General features: G+C 62.6%; 14 protein-coding genes. 5 read left to right on the top strand and 9 right to left on the bottom strand.

Features of this window, described 5'->3' with window-relative positions:
- Nucleotides 1-89: 89 nt before the first annotated feature.
- Nucleotides 90-1385, bottom strand: coding sequence for a UDP-N-acetyl-D-mannosamine dehydrogenase (wecC, locus tag IZV00_RS03320; RefSeq protein ID WP_196225763.1), 1296 nt, complete (start codon nt 1383-1385; stop codon nt 90-92).
- A gap of 136 nt (nt 1386-1521) precedes the next feature.
- Nucleotides 1522-2667 carry a non-hydrolyzing UDP-N-acetylglucosamine 2-epimerase gene (wecB, locus tag IZV00_RS03315; RefSeq protein WP_196225762.1) on the bottom strand — a complete coding sequence of 382 codons (1146 nt, stop codon included), beginning with the start codon at nt 2665-2667 and terminating at the stop codon, nt 1522-1524.
- Between the two features lie 162 nt (nt 2668-2829).
- On the opposite strand from wecB, the gene IZV00_RS03310 reads away from it, so the two are divergent.
- Nucleotides 2830-4146 (top strand): UDP-glucose dehydrogenase family protein, encoded by a 1317-nt coding sequence (locus IZV00_RS03310; protein ID WP_196225761.1) that lies wholly within the window; start codon nt 2830-2832, stop codon nt 4144-4146.
- Complete coding sequence (locus tag IZV00_RS21330; RefSeq protein WP_268934776.1) at nt 4146-4271, top strand: hypothetical protein; 126 nt, start codon at nt 4146-4148, stop codon at nt 4269-4271. The genes IZV00_RS03310 and IZV00_RS21330 overlap by 1 nt, the downstream gene beginning before the upstream one ends.
- A gap of 21 nt (nt 4272-4292) precedes the next feature.
- Here the strand turns inward: IZV00_RS21330 and IZV00_RS03305 are convergent, their stop codons facing one another.
- A complete protein-coding gene (locus IZV00_RS03305) occupies nt 4293-5141 on the bottom strand; it encodes an ABC transporter permease (RefSeq protein WP_196225760.1) in 849 nt (282 codons plus the stop codon).
- 115 nt (nt 5142-5256) lie between these two features.
- Here IZV00_RS03305 and IZV00_RS03300 point away from each other — a divergent pair, with 115 nt between their 5' ends.
- From IZV00_RS03300 to IZV00_RS03290, 3 genes are all read left to right on the top strand, one after another.
- Nucleotides 5257-5937 carry a GcrA family cell cycle regulator gene (locus tag IZV00_RS03300; RefSeq protein ID WP_196225759.1) on the top strand — a complete coding sequence of 227 codons (681 nt, stop codon included), beginning with the start codon at nt 5257-5259 and terminating at the stop codon, nt 5935-5937.
- A 247-nt stretch (nt 5938-6184) separates the two neighbouring features.
- Nucleotides 6185-8158, top strand: a complete 1974-nt coding sequence (parE, locus tag IZV00_RS03295) for a DNA topoisomerase IV subunit B (protein WP_196225758.1) — start codon at nt 6185-6187, stop codon at nt 8156-8158.
- 116 nt (nt 8159-8274) lie between these two features.
- Entirely contained in the window at nt 8275-9303 is a 1029-nt protein-coding gene (locus IZV00_RS03290; protein ID WP_196225757.1) for a transglutaminase-like cysteine peptidase, read from the top strand.
- 13 nt (nt 9304-9316) lie between these two features.
- On the opposite strand, the gene IZV00_RS03285 is transcribed toward IZV00_RS03290, so the two are convergent.
- From IZV00_RS03285 to IZV00_RS03260, 6 genes are read right to left on the bottom strand one after another with little or no spacing between them, the layout of a single operon-like run.
- On the bottom strand, nt 9317-10591 hold the full coding sequence (locus IZV00_RS03285; RefSeq protein WP_196225756.1) for an HlyD family type I secretion periplasmic adaptor subunit: 1275 nt from the start codon (nt 10589-10591) through the stop codon (nt 9317-9319).
- Nucleotides 10588-11607 (bottom strand): cell wall hydrolase, encoded by a 1020-nt coding sequence (locus IZV00_RS03280; protein WP_196225755.1) that lies wholly within the window; start codon nt 11605-11607, stop codon nt 10588-10590. Before IZV00_RS03280 ends, IZV00_RS03285 begins: the two co-directional genes overlap by 4 nt.
- Nucleotides 11604-13763: a type I secretion system permease/ATPase gene (locus IZV00_RS03275; RefSeq protein WP_196225754.1), complete on the bottom strand. Its 2160-nt coding sequence runs from the start codon at nt 13761-13763 to the stop codon at nt 11604-11606. Before IZV00_RS03275 ends, IZV00_RS03280 begins: the two co-directional genes overlap by 4 nt.
- 53 nt (nt 13764-13816) lie before the next feature.
- Nucleotides 13817-15211, bottom strand: a complete 1395-nt coding sequence (locus IZV00_RS03270) for a TolC family protein (RefSeq protein WP_196225753.1) — start codon at nt 15209-15211, stop codon at nt 13817-13819.
- Nucleotides 15212-15224: 13 nt separating this feature from the next.
- Complete coding sequence (locus IZV00_RS03265; protein WP_230463288.1) at nt 15225-15932, bottom strand: OmpA family protein; 708 nt, start codon at nt 15930-15932, stop codon at nt 15225-15227.
- A gap of 47 nt (nt 15933-15979) precedes the next feature.
- The gene (locus IZV00_RS03260; RefSeq protein WP_196225751.1) at nt 15980-24190 is read right to left on the bottom strand and encodes a VCBS domain-containing protein; all 8211 of its coding nucleotides are present in this window, start codon (nt 24188-24190) and stop codon (nt 15980-15982) included.
- Between the last annotated feature and the right edge of the window lie 668 nt (nt 24191-24858).

Below are 24858 nucleotides of genomic sequence, written 5' to 3'. Positions count from 1 at the left end.
GCCGAGGGGCGAAACGCTTGGGCGGGGTTAGCGAGGCTAAATGGCCATGGCAACTGCGGCCATGGCACTCTGGGCCAAGCAGCTCTCGGTCAACCCGCCATACGCCCCGGCTGATCGTGCGGCAGGCGGCGTGGCTGATCGGGCCATACGCCGCGCGTATCGTAAACCGCCTTGCCGAAGCGCTCGTCCACCGGGACTGATTTGAACATATCATGATCAACCAGAATGACGAAAACGCCGCATTGTTCCAGAGCCGTATCGAGATCGATGAGTTCCGCCCCGGTGCCCGCAAATTCCATGGGCAAAGCCTGCGCGTAAGGCTCAACCAACTTGATGCGGCGGCCGTAACGACGGGCCAGACGGCTCGCCACTTTCACTGCGGGACTTTCGCGGAAATCGTCGATATTTGCCTTGAAGGCCAGGCCGAGACAGGCGACGTCCTCGCCTGGAAGCTCGTCGATCAGGTCCGATACCTTGGCAACGACATGGTCGGTCTTTGCATCATTCACCTCGCGCGCTGCGCGGATCAGGCGGCTGTTCTCGGGATCGCCATGGACGATGAACCAGGGATCCACGGCGATGCAGTGCCCGCCCACTCCCGGCCCGGGTTGAAGGATGTTTACACGCGGATGACGGTTGGCGAGGCGGATCACTTCCCACACGTCGATGTCCATGCCTTCCGCAATTACGGACAGTTCGTTAGCGAAAGCGATATTGACGTCGCGGAAGCTGTTTTCGACGAGCTTCACCATCTCGGCGGCACGCGCGCTTGTCGTGATGCAGGCTCCGCGCACGAACTGACGATAAAAGGCCAATGCCTTGCGCGCGCATCGCGGTGTTATGCCGCCGATGCAACGGTCATTGTCGATCAATTCGACAAGAATGCGGCCCGGCAGAACGCGCTCCGGGCAATAGGCGATTGCGACGTCCCCAGCCGTGCCCGGTCCCGGCATTTTGAGGTCAGGACGAATCTTCGCGAACAGGTCCCGCATCGCCTCGGTAGTGCCGACGGGCGATGTGGACTCCAATATTACCGTGTCGCCCGCTTTTAGCACTTCAGCGACCGTCCGAGCCGCATTCAGCACATAGGAAATGTCCGGCGCGCGATCTTCTGCCACCGGAGTGGGCACGGCGATGATGAATACGTCGCTAGGTTTGACTGTCAGGCTGGCCCGCAAATTCCCCCGTGCGACCACGCCCTGCACCAGACCGTCAAGATCGACTTCCTCGATGTGCACTCGGCCCGAATTGACGGTTTCAACCACATGAGCGCTGACATCGACGCCGACCACACGCGCTCCCCCACGGGCGATAAGGGCGGCAGTCGGCAACCCGATATAGCCCAGCCCGATGACGGAAACCTTCTGCTGCTTGTCGATAGGCATGCAATAATCCCGGAAAATCTATCAGTTGCCGCTGTTTTTGAAGGCAAATGCTGAAGATTCCGGTAACGAACGATCGCCGCACGATAAGGTCGGAAACTGTTGGCGAACGCAGGATCAGTAAACGGGTACGACCAAGCTATGCGGCCTCCTCCAGACCTGCCGCCTCGACGCTTCCCGTCGCGATGACGGCCGCGATCCGTTGCGCCGCGCGCCCATCGCCGAAGGGATTATGCGCCCGTGCCATCGCCCGGTATGCCTCGTCATCGTCGAGCAACGCCAACACCTCACCAACAATGCGGGTACGGTCGGTGCCCACCAGCTTGGCTGTCCCTGCCGCCACGCCCTCAGGCCGTTCGGTAGTTTCGCGCATCACCAATACCGGCTTGCCAAGCGACGGAGCCTCCTCCTGCACGCCGCCGCTGTCGGTCAGGACCAGATGGCACATGTCGAGCAGACGCACGAAATGCGGATAATCGAGCGGTTCGATCATCGCGACGTTCGACAGCTTCCCAAGGACCGCCTCCATGATCGGGCGCACATTGGGATTGGGATGGACCGGGAAGATCACCGCCACATCCGGGCGCGACGCGATGTCGGCAATGGATCGGGCAATCGCTTCCATGCCCCCGCCGAAATTTTCCCGTCGGTGGCTGGTGACGGCGATGATGCGCTTTCCTGCAAAGCGCGACGCCAGTTCATCAAGGCCCGACGCGAGCGCAGGCGTGCCCCCAATTCTTTCGCGCGTCGCAAGCAGCGCGTCGATCACCGTGTTGCCGGTGATATGGATGCTGGCCGCATCGCGATTCTCCCGCATCAAGGCATCGGCCGCCGCCCCGGTGGGCGCAAAATTCATGTCGGCCACGCAAGCGACAACGCGCCGGTTCACCTCTTCAGGCCAGGGATGATAAATATCCCCACTACGCAATCCCGCTTCCACATGCGCGACCGGAATTTGCCGATAATAGGCGGCGAGGCTCGCGACCATGGTCGTCAACGTGTCACCATGTACGACGATCCGATCCGGCTTCTCCGCATCGAACGCCTTGCCCAGATCGACGATCAGCTTAGCGGTAAGACCATCCAGAGTCTGGTTCGGCGTCATCACATCAAGGTCGATGTCCGGTTTGATACCCGCAATGTCGAGTACCTGATCCAGCAACCCTCTATGCTGCGCAGTCACGATCACGCGCACGTCGACATGATCCCGCTCGCGCAACGCGTGAATGACGGGAAACAGCTTGATCGCTTCGGGGCGGGTCCCGAATACCACCGCAACTTTCATCTTTGCCCCCTGATGCGAGCCTTTAAGGCTACCCCCTGCCACCAAATCGTAACCATCCCCTGAACAAGGGGTAATTCCGACGCATGCTTTCGCAGGTGCGATGACCTATGCTAGGGCGCAGTCAATCCTTCATTTTTTCTCAAACGAGGCAGCGGGTAGTTTATGAAGATCACGATGATCGGCACGGGATATGTCGGCCTGGTATCGGGCGCCTGTTTCGCCGATTTCGGCCATGACGTCGTGTGTGTCGACAAGGACGCTGGCAAGATCGATGCGATCTTGTCCGGCCGTATGCCGATCTATGAACCCGGCCTTGATCAGCTCGTCGCCAACAATGCTGCGGCCGACCGGCTGACCTTCACCACCGACCTCGCTGCGGGGGTCAAGGGCGCGGACGCGATCTTCATCGCCGTGGGCACGCCCTCGCGCCGTGGCGATGGCCATGCGGACTTGAGCTACGTCTATGCCGCCGCGCGCGAAATTGCCGAAGCCGTGGACGGCCCGACGGTCATCGTCACCAAATCGACCGTGCCGGTTGGCACGGGTGACGAGGTTGAGCGCATCGTCCAGGAAGTACGCCCAGGCCTCGATATCCAGGTGGTCTCCAACCCGGAATTCCTGCGTGAAGGCGCCGCGATCAGCGATTTCAAGCGACCAGATCGCGTCGTCGTGGGCACCACCGGCAACGAACGGGCCATGACCGTCATGGCGCAGATTTACCGGCCGCTGAACCTCAACCAGGCACCCGTCATGTTCACTGGACGGCGCACAGCGGAACTGATCAAATATGCCGCCAACGCCTTCCTCGCGACGAAGATCACCTTCATCAACGAGATGGCGGACCTCTGCGAGGCTGTCGGTGCCGAGGTGCAGGACGTGTCGCGCGGCATCGGCCTCGACAACCGGATCGGCAGCAAATTCCTCCATGCCGGTCCCGGCTATGGCGGCTCCTGCTTCCCCAAGGACACGCTGGCGCTGGTGAAGACGGGGCAGGATTATGACACACCGATCCGCATCGTGGAAACGGTTGTGCAGGTCAACGACCTGCGCAAGCGCGCGATGGGCCGCAAGATTGTGAAAGCGCTGGGCGGCGAAGCGCGCGGCAAAACCGTTGCTCTGCTCGGCCTCACCTTCAAGCCCAACACGGACGACATGCGTGATGCGCCCAGCCTTGCCATCGTGCAGGCGCTGGAAGATGCGGGCGCCCGAATCATCGCCTATGATCCCGAAGGCATGGAGGTCGCCCGACCGATGATGTCAGGCGTCACCATGGCGAAAGACGCCTACGAGGCCGCGACTGGCGCCGACGCCCTTGTGCTGGTCACGGAATGGGATATTTTCCGCGCCCTTGATTTGAAGCGCCTTGCCGCTTCGATGAACAAGCCTCTGCTCATTGACCTGCGAAATATCTATCCCCGCAGCGAAGCCGAAGCGGCAGGCTTTGCCCTCACCCGCGTCGGCGGCAAGGGCGTCATTTGATGAATGTTCAGCCGGAGGGGGGCCGGGATGATCTCGGCTCCCCCCGTCTCCATCATTGGCTGATCGCGGCAATGGCTCTGTTCGTCATGACCCTGACCCTCCCCGTGATAGCGGGCTTCATCTGATCCATCCACACCGGGGCCAGATCAGGCTTTGAGCTTCCACCCACGCTTGAGCAGCACATAGCACAGCAGCGCCAACGCGACGTTCAGCACCAGCAGAACGATGCTTCCCACGACCACATCTCCGTCCGCCGCCGCGACGAAACCATACCGAAAGCCCGATATCGCGTAGAAAAACGGGTTTGCATGGCTGATTGCGCGGAACACGGGCGCCAGCCGGTCAATGGAATAGAAGGTGCCGGACAACAGCGTCATCGGCCCGATCACGAAATTAGTAATCGCGGCGGCATGATCGAACTTTTCCGCCCAGATCGATGTCAGCACTCCAATGAACGCGGTAAGTGCCGCTCCCATCAGGCCAAACCAGACGATCGCCCAAGGATGCGCCGGTGTCACATGGACGCCCGGCCACAGCGCCATCGCCCCCCACAGCGCCAATCCCACGCAGCATGCCCGCGTCACCGCCGCGCCAACCAAGGCCAACAGCAATTCGCTATTGGAAAGCGGCGGCATCAGATAATCGATCAGCGTACCCTGCATCTTCCCCGCCAGCAGGGAGAAGCTGCTGTTGGCAAAGGCATTGTTCATCATGCCCATGATCATAAGCCCCGGCGCGATGAAGTCCGCGAAGGGGACGCCCAGCACCTGCCGGTTTGCCCCGCCCAACGCGATCGAGAAAATGATAAGGAACATCAGCGTCGTAACCGCTGGCGCCCAGATGGTCTGGAGCTGCACCTTCATGAAGCGGCGCACCTCTTTCTGGTAGAGCGCGCGGGTCCCCGCCCAGTTGACGTTGCGGATGACAAGTTCACCCGGCTCATGAAAAGGAGGAGGCGAAGAGGCGGATACGGAAGATTGGGGCTGTTCGTTCATGCTTCGATCGACTATCGGCTGGTCTGTTGTGCCGCAAGGGCGTTGTGCATGGGCTTTAACCTGTGCAGGCGCGTCCCATATAGGGCGCTAGCCAGAGAATTTGAGGAGTCATTCATTGTCCTGGACCGACGAGCGTATCGACCAGCTCAAGGGAATGTGGGAAAAAGGCCTGACCGCCAGCCAGATCGCGGACGAACTGGGCGGTGTCAGCCGCAATGCCGTGATTGGCAAGGCGCATCGCCTTGGCCTGCAATCGCGCCCTTCGCCCGTAAAGCCGAACGAGACGCCCAAAAAGGCTGCTCCCGTCCGCAAGCCCGCACCCGAGGCCGAAGCGCCCAAACCCGCCGCGCCGTTGCAGCATAGCGCACCCGCTCCCGCCCGCCCCGCTCCGTCGGTTGCGCCCGCGCCCGCACAATCTGCCGCAGCTCCTGCCGCAGACGCCCCTACACCCGCGCCGCAGCCTCGCATCATATCGGTTGGTCCGGGCGGATTCCTTCGCCAGGGTCCCGGCGACCAGCAGGCACCGATCCCACCTGCCCCTCCCCGCCGCCTGGTCCCTGCCAAGCCTAGCCCGGAAATCGCAGGCAAGACATCGCTGCTCGACCTGACCGAGCGTATCTGCAAGTGGCCGATGGGCCATCCGGGCGAACCGGACTTCCACTTCTGTGGTGAGACCGTGAACCCCGGCTTCCCTTATTGCGTGGAACATTGCGGCCGCGCGTATCAGGCTCAGCTGCCGCGCGGTACGCGCCGTCCGCCTCCGCCCCTGCCTTTCGGCGGTCCGCGCGTTCGCTGACTCTCCGTTAAGCTCTGAAATTTGAAGGGGCCGGTCGATTAGGGTGTGTGGGGATTCAGTTCAGGATAAGGCGAAAATGGTGAATTTCGAGAACCGGCGCGCAGCGTACTGCAGTACGTGAGCACCGGAAGCGCAGAAAGTCGCCATTTGCAGCCCGTCATGGGCTGAATCCCCACACACCCTAGACCGGCCCCTTCTTCATAGCTCCTGCTTGCGCCCGCCGCCGACCCGCTTATAGCTTGTGCGCATGTCCGATCTGTTCGCGAGCCAGCCGCTTTCCTCCTCCGATTACGATGCATCCTCCATCGAAGTGCTCGAAGGACTGGAGCCGGTTCGCCGCCGTCCAGGCATGTATATCGGCGGGACGGACGAGCGGGCACTCCATCATCTCGCCAGCGAAGTGCTCGACAACAGCATGGACGAAGCGGTTGCGGGACATGCCACCCGTATCGAGGTCATGCTGGAACCCGGCAATAAGCTGACCATCACCGACAATGGCCGCGGCATTCCGGTTGGAATGCACCCGAAATTTCCCGGCAAATCGGCGCTGGAGGTAATTCTCACCACGCTCCACTCCGGTGGCAAGTTCACCGACAAGGCTTATGCCACGTCCGGCGGCCTTCATGGCGTAGGCATCAGCGTGGTGAACGCGCTTTCGATCGTGACCGTGGTGGAAGTCGCGCTCAACAAGGAATTGTTCCGTCAAAGCTTCGCGCAGGGCTTGCCTACCAGCGGCCTTCAGAAGATCGGCGGGGCACCTAATCGGCGGGGCACATCGGTCAGCTTCATCCCCGACCATGAAATTTTCGGCGAGCAAAAGTTCAAGCCCGCTCGTCTTTACCGGCTTGCCCGTTCCAAGGCCTATCTGTTCGCGGGCGTCGAGATCCGCTGGAAATGCGCGCCCGAACTCATAAGCGACGATACGCCAGCCGAAGCCGTGTTCCAGTTCCCCGGTGGTCTTGCCGATCATCTGAAGGAACAGATCAGCACACGCGAATGCGCGACCAGCGCCTTCTTCTCTGGTAGCCAGGATTTTCCTGACGCGGCGGGCCGCGTCGAATGGGCGATCGCCTGGCCGCTTTGGTCGGACGGCAGCTATAGCTGGTATTGCAACACCATTCCGACGCCCGACGGCGGCACACACGAAACAGGGGTGCGCGCCGCTTTGGTTAAGGGTATCCGCGCCTTCGCCGAACTGGTCGGCAACAAGAAGGCGAAGGACATCACCGCAGACGACATCGTGACCTCTTCCGAAATCATGTTGTCGGTCTTCATCCGTGATCCCCAATTCCAGAGCCAGACCAAGGATCGCCTGACCAGCCCGGAAGCCGCCCGCCTCGTCGAGAACGCGGTGCGCGATCATTTCGACCATTATTTGTCGGACCATATGGAGCGGGGCAAGGCGCTGCTCGCCTATGTCATCGACCGTATGGACGAGCGGCTGAAGCGCAAGGCGGAAAAGGAGGTCAAGCGCAAGACCGCGACATCCGCCCGCAAGCTGCGCTTGCCGGGCAAGCTTACCGATTGTTCGACCGACGATCCCGAAGGCACGGAAATTTTCCTGGTCGAAGGCGATTCGGCAGGTGGGTCGGCCAAACAGGCACGCGACCGCAAGACGCAGGCGATCCTGCCCCTACGCGGCAAAATCCTGAACGTCGCATCAGCCAACAACGCGAAAATCCTGGCGAACCAGGAAATCGCCGACATGATCCTGGCCTTCGGTTGCGGCACGCGCAAGGACTGCAATCCCGACAATCTGCGCTATGAGCGCGTCGTCATCATGACCGACGCTGACGTCGATGGCGCGCATATCGCCACACTGCTCATGACCTTCTTTTTCCAGGAAATGCCGGAACTGGTGCGGCGCGGGCACCTCTATCTCGCCCAGCCGCCGCTCTACCGCCTCGTTGCCGGGGGGAAGAGCCTCTATGCACGCGACGACGCTCATCGCGAAGAATTGCTGCGCACCGAGTTCAAGGGCAAGAAGGTCGAAGTCAGCCGCTTCAAGGGCCTTGGCGAAATGAACCCCGGCCAGTTGCGCGAAACCACCATGGACCCCAAGACCCGCAGCCTCATCCGCATAACCCTGCCCGACGATATCGAGGATCGTCAGCAAGTGCGGGAATTGGTCGAGCGCCTGATGGGAACCAACCCCGCCCACCGCTTCGCCTTCATTCAGGAAAATGCGGCCACGGTGGACGAAGAAGCGATCGACGCCTGACCCTCTCGCAGGCAAGCATCGCCGCGCGACAGTGCCCCCTCCGGATTTCGTGGCTACCGCAGCATTAACCACTGCGGGCGACGGGATGTTCAATCTTCCGCGCGATACGGGCAAGCATGTCAGGCTTCGCCCAGATCCTTCGCATCGCACCGCTTGCCGCACCGGCTCTGCTGCTGTCGGTGCAGAGCGGCACCGCGCTCGCGCAAACCCTTACGCCGACCGGCAGCATCACCAGCGCCGCGTTAAAGGGCGCAGACTATGGACAGGCCGATCGCCTCGCATCCACCCTACTCGCAGGCGGCATGAGCCGCCTTGCCGCCATCAGCGCGCAGCAGGGCAGCATGTCATCCTTCAACTGGGCACCGCCAGTCGCGGAACCGCAAGCTATCGTCAACGACAGCCGCGTTGACCGGACGCTTTCGCGCATGCCCGGATGGGAACTGCAAGGCATCCGCCTGACCCTCAGCCAGCCTGCACTCAGCTATAAGCAGCCCGACCTCGTGCCCACCTTCATGCGCGACCTCATCACAGCGCCTGTGGCCACCTTCGCCATGCCAAAGTCCACCCCGCTGCCATCTACTCCAGCGCCGCGCGCGGGACAGCCGGACATCTTCGGATCGGTGGCGATGGCAGTCAGCCGGACACCGCTCGACGACAAATGGGCCGCCGCTACCCGGTTCGCTCCGGCTACCGTCCTGTCGGCCAGCCTCTTGCGGTCGGCGCGCGCCGCTGCCGGGCTACAGCAGGTGGAGATGGTGAATAGCTGGATCAACAGCCGCCTGCGCTTCGTTGACGATCGGCAAGGCCACGACAGCTGGGCTTCAGCCAGCCAGTCGCTCCAACGCGGGGCTGGCGATTGCGAAGATTATGCCATCGCCAAGATGCAGCTTCTGGAAGCGGCTGGCTTCGATCGCCACGCCATGTTCCTCGTCATCGCGCGCGATCTGGTGAGGCAGACCGATCACGCGGTGCTGGCAGTGCGTGTTGGCAGCGACCTGATGATCCTAGACAATATGACAGATCGGGTGCTGCCTTCTTCAGAGGTCAGCGACTATCGGCCGATCATGAGCTTCAACGCTTACGGCCGCTGGACGCACGGCTATCGCGTAACGAAGCCACTGCCGGTCCAGTTCGCCGCTCGCTGAGCACAGTCACTGCTTACCGCTCCCGCAGAGCCTCCGACCGCGCCTTCATGATGGGCTTGAGCAGATAGGCCAACACCGACTTGCGGCCCGTCAATATCTCCACATCGCACACCATGCCGGGCGTGATGGGCAGCTTGTGCGCGCCAGTGCCCAGCCAAGCGCGGTCGGTTTCAACTACCACCGTGAAATAGGCCTCCCGCGTCGCTTCGTCATAGACGCTATCAGCCGACACCTGCTGCACGGTGCCGCTCAGGCCCCCATAGATGGAAAAGTCATAGGCGGTGACCTTAACGACCGCACGATCACCGGTCTTGATGAAGGCGATGTCGTTCGGCTTCACCCGCGCCTCCACCAGCAGCTTGTCGCCGATGGGGACGATCTGCATGATCTTCTGCCCCGCCGTCACGAAGCCGCCGATGGTCGTCACCTGCACATCGTTGACCACGCCATCGACGGGCGAACGAATTTCCGCGCGTTGCGCTCGACCCTTCGCGCCGCGCAGGGACTCGCTATTGACCGCAATCTTGGCCTCCAGCTGACTACGTTCGTTCAGCGCATCCTGCTTGAATTGAAAATTCGCCTCGGACAGTTGCGCCTGGGCCTCGCGGATCGCGGCCGATGCACGCGACGCCTGCTGCTGCGCCGCGTTAAGCCGCCCTTGCGCATCCACCAGTTCACGCCGGGCGTCGAGCAATTCGGTCTGCGGGACAATGGACTTGGCCGCAAGCGGCTCCAGCATTGCCACCCTCTGCCGCGCCAACTGAACGCTGCCACCCAGGCTGTCGATCGTCGCCTGCGCCTCGCCCAGTTCGCGGCGGCGCTGTTCCACCTGGGCCGAAAGCCCATCCTGCTTGCTGCGAAGCGCCGATTGCCGAACTGCGGCTAGCGCCTGCTCCTGCTGACATTCGGGGCCACCCGTGGCGCAGTTGGCCCCTGTCCCGGTGCCTTCCTTCTCCAGCCGTCCTGCCCGAGCCGTCAGCGATCGCGTCTCCGCCTGCAACTGCCCCAGTTCGGACGCCAGCATTGCGTCGTCCAGACGCACCAGCAACTGCCCCTTGCTGACCTTCTGCCCTGACCGGACCAATATCTCCTCGATCGTGGTCGGCTCGGCGGACTGGATGACCTGCGCTTTGCTCGACGGGATAACCCGCCCCTGCCCGTGCGTCACCTCATCCACCGGAGCGAGGCTGGCCCATAACAGGAACGCCAGCATGCCTCCGCCGCTATACAGGATGACCTGCTTGTTGCCCGGCTGCCCCCGCAGCCAGCTGATCCAGCGCCCCATCATGGTTTTGCCTCTTGCATTGCATGTTCATCGGCGGCGAGCGCCACCGCCTTAGCCTTTTCCTGCGCTGCCAGCATGCTGGTGAGAGCGCCGCCCCCTTGTGAAGGATCAGGAATGGAGAGCTTCCATCCCTTGGACGGGTCCATCCGCCCGCCCACATCATTGGCCGCCCGGCGTTCGGGCAGCGCCGCCACCGCAGGATAATCGATCTGCGGCTCCCTCACCGCCACCATCTGCGATGGATCGAAGGCAGGGATATATTCACCCCCGGCATAGCGTCCCGTAAAAGCACGCGGCAGGCCCCACGCGCCCGGCCAGCGATAGAAGATGTGTGCGCCAATCTTCACCAGCTTCGCCAGATGCGGCGCCCATCCAGGGAACACATAATCGGCATGATAATGGGTCGCCGTGCCAACGCTCGGTTCGACCTGTCCCGCCAGCGCCGCCGCCGCGATCCGCTGCGCCCGATTCCAGAGGACGGCCATCGGCCGCCGCGCAAGTGAACCATCACATACGAAACTGAACTGGCACACTGACGCGTTGAAGCGCTGATACACCACGCCGCACACCGTCTTTGCGAACGCGGGATGACGTACACGGTTGAGAACGACCTGCGCCACCGCGCGCTGTCCGCTTTCCGGTTCGGCTGCTGCTTCATAATAGATCGCCTGCGTCAGGCATTGCAGCGCGCGGCTCCTGTCCTCGCCTGCGGATTGAAGCGCCCGGAAAGGCGATGCTGCGGCAATGGCTCCGGACACAAACCGCAGCCTGCCATTCTGCGCCTCTGCCTCCTGCCCAGTCGTCAAGGGCGCAGCTTCGCTCTCTGTGATCTCCACCAGCGCGCGATACTGACGGGGTATTGCGGGCGCACCGTCGATGACCTTCGTTTCGACCGCAGCCTTGGGAACGTCGTTCCCGCGCCAGCCAACCGTTCCCGCCGCCAAGGCTATAACAAGCGCCCCGCCGAGGCCGAGCATGCAAGCCTCAGACGCTGGCAACCTCCATGTCCGTCCGATCATTGGACCGCTCCTTTTTGAAGCTGCCCGATAACCTCATCGCGCGGCCCGTCGGCCAGAACCACACCCTGGTCGATCACGATCAGCCGGTCCACGATCCGCAGCAGGGCATGGCGGTGCGTCGATACGATCAGCGTCTGTTCGGGCTCCAGCGCCCTTGCCAGATGGTCGACAAACAGATTTTCCGTTTGATTATCCATCGCCCCGGTCGGCTCATCGAGGAAGAGCAGCCTGGTCGGCTCCACCAACGCCCGCGCCAACACCAGGAAGCTCCGCTGCCCGCCCGACAGGCGACTGCCGCGCTCACCGATATGAAGGTCGAATCCGGCGGCATCCCGTCCAAAGAAGCGCGAGGCCCCCGACCGCTCCAGCGCGTCCAGCAGCTTCTCATCATCTGCGTCCCGCGCGCCCAGCAACAGGTTTTCCCGCACCGATCCGCTGAACAGCTCCGCATCCTGCCCGACATAGCGGAAGGCAGCGCGCAATTCGTGCGGATGATATTGGCGGCTATCCACATCATCGATGGTCAACATGCCGCCGCCCGGAGGATAAAGGCCGCACAGCACCCGCCCCAGCGTGGACTTACCCGACGCCACGCGTCCGATGATTCCGATCCGTTCGCCCGGTTCGACGCGCAGGTCGATGCCTTTGAGGCTGGGCTGAGTGACGCCCGGATAGCTGAATTCCAGTCCCTTGGCGACGATTGCGCCCTTGCGCACCTTCGGGATGATACCACGCGCGCCGTCCAGCCGTTCGTCAGGCTGGTCGATCAGGGTCTGGAGGCTGCTCAAAGTCGTCATCGCCTGCCGCGCTCGCACGATTACGAAGGCCAGCTGTCCAACAGGTGCCAATGACCGGCCCGCTAGCATCACGATGGCGATAATCGCACCCATGGTGATCTCGCCCGCCGCGAACATGTAAAATCCGCCGATCACCAATGCGATGCTCGTCACCTGTTGGCACAGCGACGCCAGTGTCACGCTGGTCGAGCTTAGCCGCCGCAGCTTTTCCTGCGTCGATGCACTCATCCGCGCATAACGGCGCCACCGGTCCAGCATCCGCCCTTCGGCGCGGCATGCCTTCAGCGTTTCGATGCCCCCGATCGCTTCCACCAGCGCGGCGCTTTGCAGGCTCGAGTCCGCTTGCGCATCACGCGACAGGCTGGCCATGGAGCGCTGAAGGAAAAAGCCAGCCGTGGCCATGATGCCGATCATGACGACAGGCACGACCGCGAGCCATCCGCCCAGAAGCGCGATGATGCCGACAAACACAAACAGGAAGCTGATATCCACCACCAGCACCACGGTGGTCGATGTGAAAAATTCCCGGACGCTTTCGAATTCCGACACGCGTCGTGCCAGCGCACCAGTGCTGCCCGCACGGCTGGCGAGCGGCACGTTCATCACCTTTTCGAACAACCGCTGCGACAGCCGCTCGTCGATTTCCCGGCCAGCCTCGTCCACCAGCCGCGCCCGAGCGAGCCGCAAGGCAAAATCCAGCCCAAAGGCCAGCATGACGCCCGCGCCCAATACCCACAGACTGGAAGCCGCCTTGTTCGGAATGATCCGGTCATAGACGTTCATCGTGAACAGCGGCAACGCGAAGGCGAGAAGGTTGATGATCCCCGCCGCCAGCATGACGTAGCCAAAGGACCCACGCGCCCGCCAGACTTCGCGCCAGAACCAATGCTGCCGCGCCCGCTCGTCCCACGGCCTTTCCTCGGCTCGTTCGCGGCCGTGATCGGCCATGACCGCCAGCGCCTCGCCGGTGAAATAGGATTCCAGGTCGGAAAGCCGCGCCCATACCGGTTCGCTCGCATGAGGCAATTGAACCAGCGCATCGCCCTGCTTGATGTCCAGCAGGAGGAGGAAACGCTCGCCCCTTAGCGGCAGGATAGCGGGCAGGTTGGCGGGCCGCCATTTGTCCAGCCGTCCGCGAACATGATCGCTCAGCAGGCCGATCTGATCCAGCGCGGACTCCGCCTGATGAAAGGGCAAGCGCCCGGATTCATCAACGGCAAGACCCGCCCGTAGAGCGACGATCCCCGGCGATCGATCGAAATGCCGCGCCACATGGGCGATGCATTCGGTCAGCTCGTCACCGGGCGAACTCTGATGGTCCAGCCATTCGGCCAGACTTAATGTGCTTCGTTCCAACATTGTTTACCCCGCGCCACCCCGGCCGAAGCCGGGGTGACCCCAAAGATGGAAACTCAGCCCGGATAGCGCCGCCGCTGCAATTCGGCGGGCGGAAGGTCCGGGACATCATATTTCTTGCGCGCATAGGGATTGGCGCCCGAAGGCTGGGCTATCCCCAGAGTGTCGAGCAACTGATTGGTCGCCGCCAGAATCTGATATTGCGCGAAGATTTCAGAGAAGCGGGAGGTTTCCGTCCGCACCTGCGTATTGAAGCGGGTATTCTGCGTATCCAGCACGTCGAGCAGCGACCGGCGGCCGACGTTGAACTGCTCGCGATAGGACACCAGCAGGGAATCAGACACCGTGCCCTGACGCGACAAGTCGGTCAGCCGCTTCTTTTCCGTATCCCAACGGTTCCAGGCAGTGCGTACATCATCTTCCGCCTCGCGCTGACGCTGGCTGAGCCGGAAACGCGCCTCGCTGGCCCGACGGGTCATTTCCTGGACCTTCGCCCGGTTGATACCGCCATCGAAAAGCTGCCAACGCAGGACGACACGCCCCTGCACATCATTGGTACTGCCACGAAAGCCGTCCACATCCTCACCGACGCGGCCGCGCCCTTCCAGTACAACCTTGGGTCCAAGCTCGGACTCCGCCTCGTCTACGACCGCATGGGCAGCCTGGATGTCAGCCTCAGCTTCCCGGATCAGCGGGTTGTTGGCGCGCGCGCCCGCAATCGCTTCGTCCAGCGTCGGCGGTACAGCGCTCGTCACCGCATCGGGCATCGACACTTGATCGATCGAAAGACCGGTCAGAGTGCGGAAGCTGATCGCCGCGTTGGTCAGGTCCTGCTCAGCTTCGCTCTTGCGGACCAGCGCTGATTGCAGCCGCTCTTCGGCCTGCTGTTGGTCAGCGATGCTGATCGACCCCTTCGACACGCCCTCGCCCAGGTCGCCCAGCAGCTTGCGGTGGAAAGCGATATTATCCTCAGCCGCGGCAACGACCCGCTGTTGCAGCATATAATCCAGATACTGCCGCGTGACGTTCAGCGCGACGAACTGCGACCGTTCGCCCACGCGCAGCGCAGCTCCGTCGATCCGCGCGGCCTGACGCCGCTTTTCAGCGCTGCGATAGCCCGAATCGAACAGCGTTTCTTCGGCCAGCACGCTCGCTTCCAGCGGATAGAGCGTCTGGTCGCCGATGCCGAGCGTCCGCCGCGTGTTATTCTCCAGCCGACGAATGCCAGCCGATCCTTCCACGCTGACCCGGGGCAGATACAAGCCCTTTGCCTGTTCCCGTTCGAACTCGATGGCTTCCTTGTTCTGGATCGCCTGGTTGATTTCCGGATGACTGTCGATCGCCGCCGCAATGGCGCTCTTCAGGTCCGTAGTCTGTGCCCAGCCGGTCGTTACCATGGTCGCGGCGCACAGCGCCATCAGGCTGCCGCATGTCTTGCGCAGGATTGTCATGATTGCGCTCCCCTCAATTCGTGCTGGCAGTGACTTCGACCCGACGGTTCATCGGTTCGCGCACATTATCGGCAGTTTCGATTTTCAGCTGGGTCTCGCCCAGCCCGCTGACGGTCATCGCGTCCATCGCGATACCACCCTGGCTCATCAGCCCGGCGACATTCTGCGCCCGGCGCAGCGACAGCCCGTCATTATAGCCCTTGCCGCCCGACGTATCGGTGTAGCCAGTAACGCCGAACCGCGTCCAACCGCACTGGGCCGCCGATTGCGTGAGTTGGTTGATCGTCGCCGCGCCCTCGGGCAGCGGCGTGTCCATGTTCCAGTCGAAGAATATGGACACCGCCGGTGCCGTGCAGTCCAGCGCGGGTGGGGCTGAAGCTGCGGTCGGCACCGGCGGCGGTGGCGGCGCCGAAAGGCGTGCCACAAAGTCGTCGCACTTATTGATGCTGTCCGCATCCTTAGTGCCGGATTTCATGAAGCCCAGCGCAATGCCGCACTGGTTCTTGGCCTCCACGGCCCAGGTCCAGCGGCTGTCCTGCGCTGCCCGTAGGCTTGCGTCGCCAGCCGCCGCAACGGCCGTGTCATAACGGCTTTTGAGCGCGCCCTTAAGCTCCGAATTGCCCATCTGCATCAGGGGCGAAGCGGATGCCGCCAAGGCCCCCGTCGACATCATCCCCGCCGCTAGGCCGAAGGAAGCGATGCTTCTCAACCTGTTCCGCATAATCATTCTCCCCCAAATATTCCCGCGAGAAATCCGAACCATGGCGATCACCCGTGAGCGACCGCCATCGCTTCATGCGCGACCATCGCCGCATCGAAGACACTGGCCGCCATCGCCATCAGATGGCCTGCATCGCCGGCGTCGCCCGCAACCGGATTGAGCAGCACTGGCGCATGCTCGCCCCCCGGCAATGCGGCCAGCAACGCATCGATGTTTGGCACCCCTGCATGGCCCAAAGCTTCGGCGACCACCTGTGCTGCTTGCGCATTCGGAGCCGCCTCATGCGCCGCAACGAGCGCCGCCGCATTGCCGTCGAAGACCGGGAGATTAACCGCCTGGGCGAGCAAGCCCTGATGATCGTCCAGCGCGGGCTGCGCCTGGCCATCATCATTGGCGGCATGAACCGGTGCATCATCGCCGCCCGAAAGCGTCGCATGATCTGGAGCCGCATCGTCGCTGCCGCTATGGCTCGCCCGTTCGACCGGCTGATCCGCAGCATGGCTATCCTGGCTTTCGCTCGACACCGATGTGCTGGCGTCACCTTCGTTGGCAGGCTCAGGCGCCGTGCTGGTTGTAGCCGCCGGTGCGGTATCCACTGTCGTCTCGGCCTGCGCAACGACCGGAGCAGGCGCCTGCTCCACCGTTTCGGCAGCACCGGCCACCGCCACCAGGCTCGCCGCTATCAGCGCCTGGTTGAAGCCGCTGGTCGTGCTTTCCGTCTTGGCGAGGTCGACATCCTTGGAGGTGGCGAACACCACGTCACCGACAGTGCCCGTCGTGCCGTCAGTACGAGTGAAGGTCGCTTCACCCAGCACCGTCACGTCGCCGCCCGCCGCCTGATAGCTCTGGCCATCAGAGGTCAGCTTGATCGATGCGATGCCCATGTCGGCCAGCGACTTGAACTCGCCGCCATCGACCACACCGTTGCTGTTCAGATCCTGCCAGACGCCGAATTCGGAATAAGCGGCATCATGGGCGTCGAACACGCCATCGCCATTGCCGTCATAGGCAAGGCGCAGACCTTCCAAATCGCTCTTCGCCCCCGGCGCATCGTCGGCGAAGACGATGTCGTAAGAACCGCCCGTCGCATGAGCGAGCAGGCCGTCGTCGGAAGAGACCCAGGCCGTGCTGACCGCACCGCTGCCATAATCGTGGGTGACACCCAGCGAACGATCGACAAATTCCAGACCGTCACCGTCGAGGTCGATCGCGACCGGCGGAACCGGCGCTCCGCCTTGGAAGGTAACATCGATCGTGGTGGTGGGCGTCGTGCTGGTGACAATGTCACCATCTGCGTCCTTCACCGTGACCGCGAACTGGAGCACCCGATCGTCAGGAATGACTTGCTGCGTTACGCTGAAATTTTCAACGCGCGCCGCCGGATTGCCGCTCTCGCTGTAATCAAAACGGACAACCATGTGATCGAAATCGAGTGTCGGATCGATATCGACATGGGTGATCCCGTCAGCGTCCTTCGTAACGAGGAAAGTGCCGGTTTGAAGTGGCACCGAGCCAGCTGTCGGCGTGCCGCCCGCATAGGTCGCCCAGCTCACAGTCACCGTCGATGTGTTCGGCTGGAAATTGACGTCGAAGCTCAGGGACGAAGAGTCGGGATTACTGAACAGGAAGCCTTCATTGTCATTGACGAGGTTGTTCGCGACGCCAAAGCCGTTGCCTGACGGATTGATCGTCGATCCATCGTTGGTGAAGGCTTGGGCCGTCGTCGTCCCGCTGCCGTAGGAAACGCCGTCGAACACCTGCCCGCCTGGCAAGGTAACCGTCGTGTAATTGCCAGGCGCGATGTTACTGAAGCTGAGCGGCGTATCGATCACTGGTCGTGTAGTCAGCACGTCCACAGTATAATCGCCTGTCACCTGATCAACGGATACCGTGAAATAGGGAGTGCCATTGACGCTGGCTGTCACCGTTCCGGTGCCATCGCCCGTGTAAACAATTCCCGTTATGTCAGTCAGATGAGTGAGCGTGATGCTGCCCGCCTCATCAGCGCCATAGGTGAAGTTGATGTCATTCCCGCTATAGGTGTGAATGGAATTCGCCACCGACAAATCTGTGACGGAAGACAATGTCGGAACATCATCCACGATAGAGACGACGATCGATCCAGGCGTCGCATCGCTGTCGCCGGTGGCGTCAGTCACCGTCATGCTGATCGTGTCGGTCAGCGGGTTGATCTCGCCCTGGCCGCTGTGCGTCAGCGCATGATCCAGCGTATAGCTGTAGCCATAGGTCACGACGCCGTTCACGTCCGGTGCCGAGATCGAGGTGATCGTCAGCACGCCCTTGCTGGTCACCACCTGATCGCCCACCGCCGTGATCGTCATCGGATTGGCATCGCCATCAAGCGTCAGCGTGTAGCTCTCGCCATTGGCATTGACCGTGAACTGGCCAGTCGTGTCGGTCTCGCTGGCCGCGCCATGCTGCAAACCGTCGGCCAGACCATCCTCATAGACCGTGCTCGTGTCGCCCGTCACATCGGGCACGCGGCCATCCTGGTTCAGGCTGATCACCAGCTGGGCCAGGTCGGTGTCGCCGTCCCCATCCTTGATCTGATAGGTGAAGGTCTCGCTCGTCACCCCCGCCGGGATCGACGCGGTCTTGAGCGTGTAGGTGTAGCTGCCATCCGACTTGATCAGCAGATCGCCATAGGTGCCGCTGATCGTCGTACCCGCAGCACTCACCCCCGTCAGCGCACCGCCACCAGCTTCGGTGCCCACCCGAGCCCCCGTGACCGCACCGCCAGGCGCCGCGCCGTCTGCGCCGATCGTGTCCGCCGTGCCGTCGGTCGAGTTAGCGTCCGTGCCGCCAACCCCGGTGAACACATTGCCGTCGGCCTTGTTGCCAAGACCTTCCGTTACACTGTCCGCATCATTGACCGCATGCGGCGCATCATCGACGATCCGCACGATCAGCGTGTCGCTGCCGCTGGTGCCGCTGATGCCGGTCACGCTCACCGTGACGCTGTCGTCAAACTCGGTGAGGGTCGCGCCCGTCTTGCTGTCATTGTCGATCGTCGCGAGCAGCGTGTAGCTGTAGCTCACCGCTCCCGTCGCGGCATTGTAGCCGGTCAGCAGCAGCGTCCCCTCGCCCGTGTTCACAACGCCATTGGTCGTGCCGAACGCCTGCATCTGCGCCAGGGTGAAGCTCGTGCCACCCACCGTGATGCTCGCGATCCCGTCGGTCGCGCTCACCGTGAAGCTGCCGCTGGTCACATGGCTGCCGTCATGCGCCGTGCCGCTCGGCAGGCCCGCCTCATAGACGGTCGCGTCCGGACCCGTCGCTGCCGCCGTCACCACGCTCGCGCTGTCGTCTGCACCCTTCACCGTGATCGTCAGGGTCGCGGGCGACTGGTCGCCGTCCGCATCCTGCATCGTATAATGGAGCGTGAAGTCTTGGCTGAACCCGCTGCCCAGCGCCTGCGTCGCCGCCCGGCTGTTGTCCAGCACATAGCTCCAGCTGCCATCGCTATTCTGCACCAGCGTGCCGTAGCTATTGAGCTGCGCCACCACCGCCGCGTCCGCGCCCCAGGCAACAAAGCTCTTGGGCGTGTCCGCACCCGACACATCGTTGGTCAGCACATTGCCCGACAGGCTACCCGCCACATCCTCGGTCAGCGTGCCGCCCGCATCATTGACCGCATGCGGCGCATCATCGACGATCCGCACGATCAGCGTATCGCTGCCGCTGGTGCCGCTGATGCCGGTCACGCTCACCGTGACGCTGTCGTCAAACTCGGTGAGGGTCGCGCCCGCCTTGCTGTCATTGTCGATCGTCGCGAGCAGCGTGTAGCTGTAGCTCACCGCTCCCGTCGCGGCATTGTAGCCGGTCAGCAGCAGCGTCCCCTCGCCCGTGTTCACAACGCCATTGGTCGTGCCGAACGCCTGCATCTGCGCCAGGGTGAAGCTCGTGCCACCCACCGTGATGCTCGCGATCCCGTCGGTCGCGCTCACCGTGAAGCTGCCGCTGGTCACATGGCTGCCGTCATGCGCCGTGCCGCTCGGCAGGCCCGCCTCATAGACGGTCGCGTCCGGACCCGTCGCTGCCGCCGTCACCACGCTCGCGCTGTCGTCTGCACCCTTCACCGTGATCGTCAGGGTCGCGGGCGACTGGTCGCCGTCCGCATCCTGCATCGTATAATGGAGCGTGAAGTCCTGGCTGAACCCGCTGCCCAGCGCCTGCGTCGCCGCCCGGCTGTTGTCCAGCACATAGCTCCAGCTGCCATCGCTATTCTGCACCAGCGTGCCGTAGCTATTGAGCTGCGCCACCACCGCTGCATCCGCGCCCCAGGCAACAAAGCTCTTGGGCGTGTCCGCACCCGACACATCGTTGGTCAGCACATTGCCCGACAGGCTACCCGCCACATCCTCGGTCAGCGTGCCGCCCGCATCATTGACCGCATGCGGCGCATCATCGACGATCCGCACGATCAGCGTATCGCTGCCGCTGGTGCCGCTGATGCCGGTCACGCTCACCGTGACGCTGTCGTCAAACTCGGTGAGGGTCGCGCCCGTCTTGCTGTCATTGTCGATCGTCGCGAGCAGCGTGTAGCTGTAGCTCACCGCTCCCGTCGCGGCATTGTAGCCGGTCAGCAGCAGCGTCCCCTCGCCCGTGTTCACAACGCCATTGGTCGTGCCGAACGCCTGCATCTGCGCCAGGGTGAAGCTCGTGCCACCCACCGTGATGCTCGCGATCCCGTCGGTCGCGCTCACCGTGAAGCTGCCGCTGGTCACATGGCTGCCGTCATGCGCCGTGCCGCTCGGCAGGCCCGCCTCATAGACGGTCGCGTCCGGACCCGTCGCTGCCGCTGTCACCACGCTCGCGCTGTCGTCTGCACCCTTGACCGTGATCGTCAGGGTCGCGGGCGACTGGTCGCCGTCCGCATCCTGCATCGTATAGTGGAGCGTAAAGTCCTGGCTGAACCCGCTGCCCAGCGCCTGCGTCGCCGCCCGGCTGTTGTCCAGCACATAGCTCCAGCTGCCATCGCTATTCTGCACCAGCGTGCCGTAGCTGTTGAGCTGCGCCACCACCGCCGCGTCCGCGCCCCAGGCAACAAAGCTCTTGGGCGTGTCCGCACCCGACACATCGTTGGTCAGCACATTGCCCGACAGGCTACCCGCCACATCCTCGGTCAGCGTGCCGCCCGCATCATTGACCGCATGCGGCGCATCATCGACGATCCGCACGATCAGCGTATCGCTGCCGCTGGTGCCGCTGATGCCGGTCACGCTCACCGTGACGCTGTCGTCAAACTCGGTGAGGGTCGCGCCCGCCTTGCTGTCATTGTCGATCGTCGCGAGCAGCGTGTAGCTGTAGCTCACCGCTCCCGTCGCGGCATTGTAGCCGGTCAGCAGCAGCGTCCCCTCGCCCGTGTTCACAACGCCATTGGTCGTGCCGAACGCCTGCATCTGCGCCAGGGTGAAGCTCGTGCCACCCACCGTGATGCTCGCGATCCCGTCGGTCGCGCTCACCGTGAAGCTGCCGCTGGTCACATGGCTGCCGTCATGCGCCGTGCCGCTCGGCAGGCCCGCCTCATAGACGGTCGCGTCCGGACCCGTCGCTGCCGCTGTCACCACGCTCGCGCTGTCGTCTGCACCCTTGACCGTGATCGTCAGGGTCGCGGGCGACTGGTCGCCGTCCGCATCCTGCATCGTATAGTGGAGCGTAAAGTCCTGGCTGAACCCGCTGCCCAGCGCCTGCGTCGCCGCCCGGCTGTTGTCCAGCACATAGCTCCAGCTGCCATCGCTATTCTGCACCAGCGTGCCGTAGCTGTTGAGCTGCGCCACCACCGCCGCGTCCGCGCCCCAGGCAACAAAGCTCTTGGGCGTGTCCGCACCCGACACATCGTTGGTCAGCACATTGCCCGACAGGCTACCCGCCACATCCTCGGTCAGCGTGCCGCCCGCATCATTGACCGCATGCGGCGCATCATCGACGATCCGCACGATCAGCGTATCGCTGCCGCTGGTGCCGCTGATGCCGGTCACGCTCACCGTGACGCTGTCGTCAAACTCGGTGAGGGTCGCGCCCGCCTTGCTGTCATTGTCGATCGTCGCGAGCAGCGTGTAGCTGTAGCTCACCGCCCCGGTCGCGGCATTGTAGCCGGTCAGCAGCAGCGTCCCCTCGCCCGTGTTCACAACGCCATTGGTCGTGCCGAACGCCTGCATCTGCGCCAGGGTGAAGCTCGTGCCACCCACCGTGATGCTCGCGATCCCGTCGGTCGCGCTCACCGTGAAGCTGCCGCTGGTCACATGGCTGCCGTCATGCGCCGTGCCGCTCGGCAGGCCCGCCTCATAGACGGTCGCGTCCGGACCCGTCGCTGCCGCCGTCACCACGCTCGCGCTGTCATCCGCGCCCTTCACCGTGATCGTCAGGGTCGCGGGCGACTGGTCGCCGTCCGCATCCTGCATCGTGTAATGAAGCGTGAAGTCCTGGCTGAACCCGCTGCCCAGCGCCTGCGTCGCCGCCCGGCTGTTGTCCAGCACATAGCTCCAGCTGCCATCGCTATTCTGCACCAGCGTGCCGTAGCTATTGAGCTGCGCCACCACCGCTGCATCCGCGCCCCAGGCAACAAAGCTCTTGGGCGTATCCGCGCCAGACACATCGTTGCTCAGCACATTGCCCGACAGGCTGTTGGTGGCAGCATCTTCGACGACAACATTGCCGACATCATCAATGGCGTGCGGCTGGTCATCCACGATACCGATAGTCAGCGTCGTGCCTGCGGTGTCTCCATCACTATCGGTGACGGCGACGGCGAAGCTATCCTTCGTGTTGTCGCCCGATGTCGCCGTTTCCAACGTATAGCTATAGCTGTATCCCGATGCCGGGGATCCGGTGACGGTCAGGGTGCCGAAGCTGCCCTGGACGGTCCCGCCATTGGTCACATCCACATTATTGATGACCAGCGAGCCGACCGTGTCGTTTCCGGTCGTAACAATCAGCGTTCCAGCGGCGGTCTCCGCCGTGGATTCCGCATTGGAGCCATTGGGATTGAGCGCAGACTCATCGACCTGCGTGTCTGACCCAGCCTGAACCTCCACGGTCGGCGTAGAATCGGGCTCCAGGGTGACAGTGACTGTCGCCTGGGAGGTATCGCCATCGCCATCCTGAATCTGGTAGACAAAGGTTGCCGTGCCTTCCTGCCCAGCCGCCGGAGTGAAGGTGAACAGCCCGGTCGCGGGGTCGTATGCCACCGCTCCTTCTGCTGGACCGCTCACAATCGTCACGCGCACGGCGGGATTATTGTCGATATCGACCCCATCTGCGCCGAACACGTCATTGGTAAATGCGTTGATGACGACCGGCGCACCTTCTGCACCCTGGTGAGCCAGGTCATCGTGCGCGGTAGGCACGTCATCGATGACGTTGACCACCAGCGCCTTGGTGACGCTGTCCCCGTCAGCATCGGTAACCGTTACCGTGAAATTGTCGGTCACAGTATCGCCCGAAGTATTGTCGGCTAATGTATAGCTGTATTCGATCGCACCTGGAGCAACACTGGTAATCGTCAGCGTACCGTGAGCGCCGACTATCGTTTGCCCCGGTCCAGTGACGACCTGGCCGTTGATGCTGATCGTCGCGGGTGTATCAACCGCAACATAGGTGATGGTACCGGCGGTCGTCTCGACCGGGGCCGGTTCGTTCGAACCAGGAGATCCGCCGGGACGGTTTACCGTGCCGAGGCCGGACTCGTCCACGACAGTGCCAGGGCCGGAGGTGGGGACCTCCAGTTCAGGCACATGATCTTCTTCCGGCGCGATGGGGAGGATTTCCCGCTGTTCAGGCTGCGTAAAGGCCAATTCGGTCGGTGGGAGCAGATCGCCCAGGCCGTGAGGATTTCCGACGTCCCCCTCAGCTGCCAGGAAATTGCCGCCAGAGCTGCGAGCCGGACCAGCAGCGGGCTGCGGTTCCTCGCCGATCAACAGCGCCGCAAGGTTGACCGAAGGAATTTCCACGTCGCCGACAATGATGTGCGGCATTACGACCGCGCCGTCCAGGATCACCATCTGAGTGCCGTCCGGCAACGTGACGATCAGGTTGCGGCCATCGACCTCTATTTGATTGATGTCGGTTCCGGCAGGAAGGACGACAACGCCATCCGGGCCAGCGGCCGCTGTGCGCATTGTGCCTGGCTGGATATGGTGCCCCTTCACCCGAGCAGCGAGTGCATCCAACACCGGGTCATGCGCTTGCTGACGGTCAGCGGCGGCATCGACATTCCATTCGCGCTCGAAATCCATCTTTCCATCCCACCTGTCGTCATGGGACGGTTCAAAGAAGTGCGCAGAAGACCGCTTCCTCAACGCGCATGCATTGAGAAATTCCATCTTCATCGACTCATGGCATTAGCGGATCAGCTATTGCCCATTGTCTGCGATCTTCCGTTGGCAAGGCTTTATCAGCCCTCCCCGCCCCGGATTAATCCTATCGTCTTATAGTTCTGACCCGATAAACGATCATATTAGGCGGGGATAAATAGAGTCACCAAAAATCAACTTTTGTTAACCATTTAAATACGATAGCGGCCGAAAAATAACCTATGCTCTATTACTTGAGATATAGGTATTCCACATACATTATATCATTGGTTTTATACCCTGCATTTAATGCAGCCTAATGATCGGAGTGCTGCCCGGCAACGACTCGGGAGGTATCGCTGAAGCTATGGAGCTACAGATCTCCGGGTGACCACGAACATCTCTGAAACGATAAGCGGACGGCCAGCCCTTCGGCCAGCCGCCCGCTCATTTTTGCGACCCAACGGAATTATGTCCGGTGCCAACGCCCAGTCCCCAAACTCACGCCAATGCACGCACTGACCAGATATTGGGAGAAAATGAACGTCGCCGTCCGATGGTGGAGTGGGGATAGCAGCGGCGGATGGTTTAGCAATTCACCCTAAGGGCTA

Source organism: Sphingobium sp. Cam5-1, from assembly GCF_015693305.1.
Classification (GTDB): domain Bacteria; phylum Pseudomonadota; class Alphaproteobacteria; order Sphingomonadales; family Sphingomonadaceae; genus Sphingobium.
This window is presented reverse-complemented; position numbering and strand designations above follow the sequence as displayed.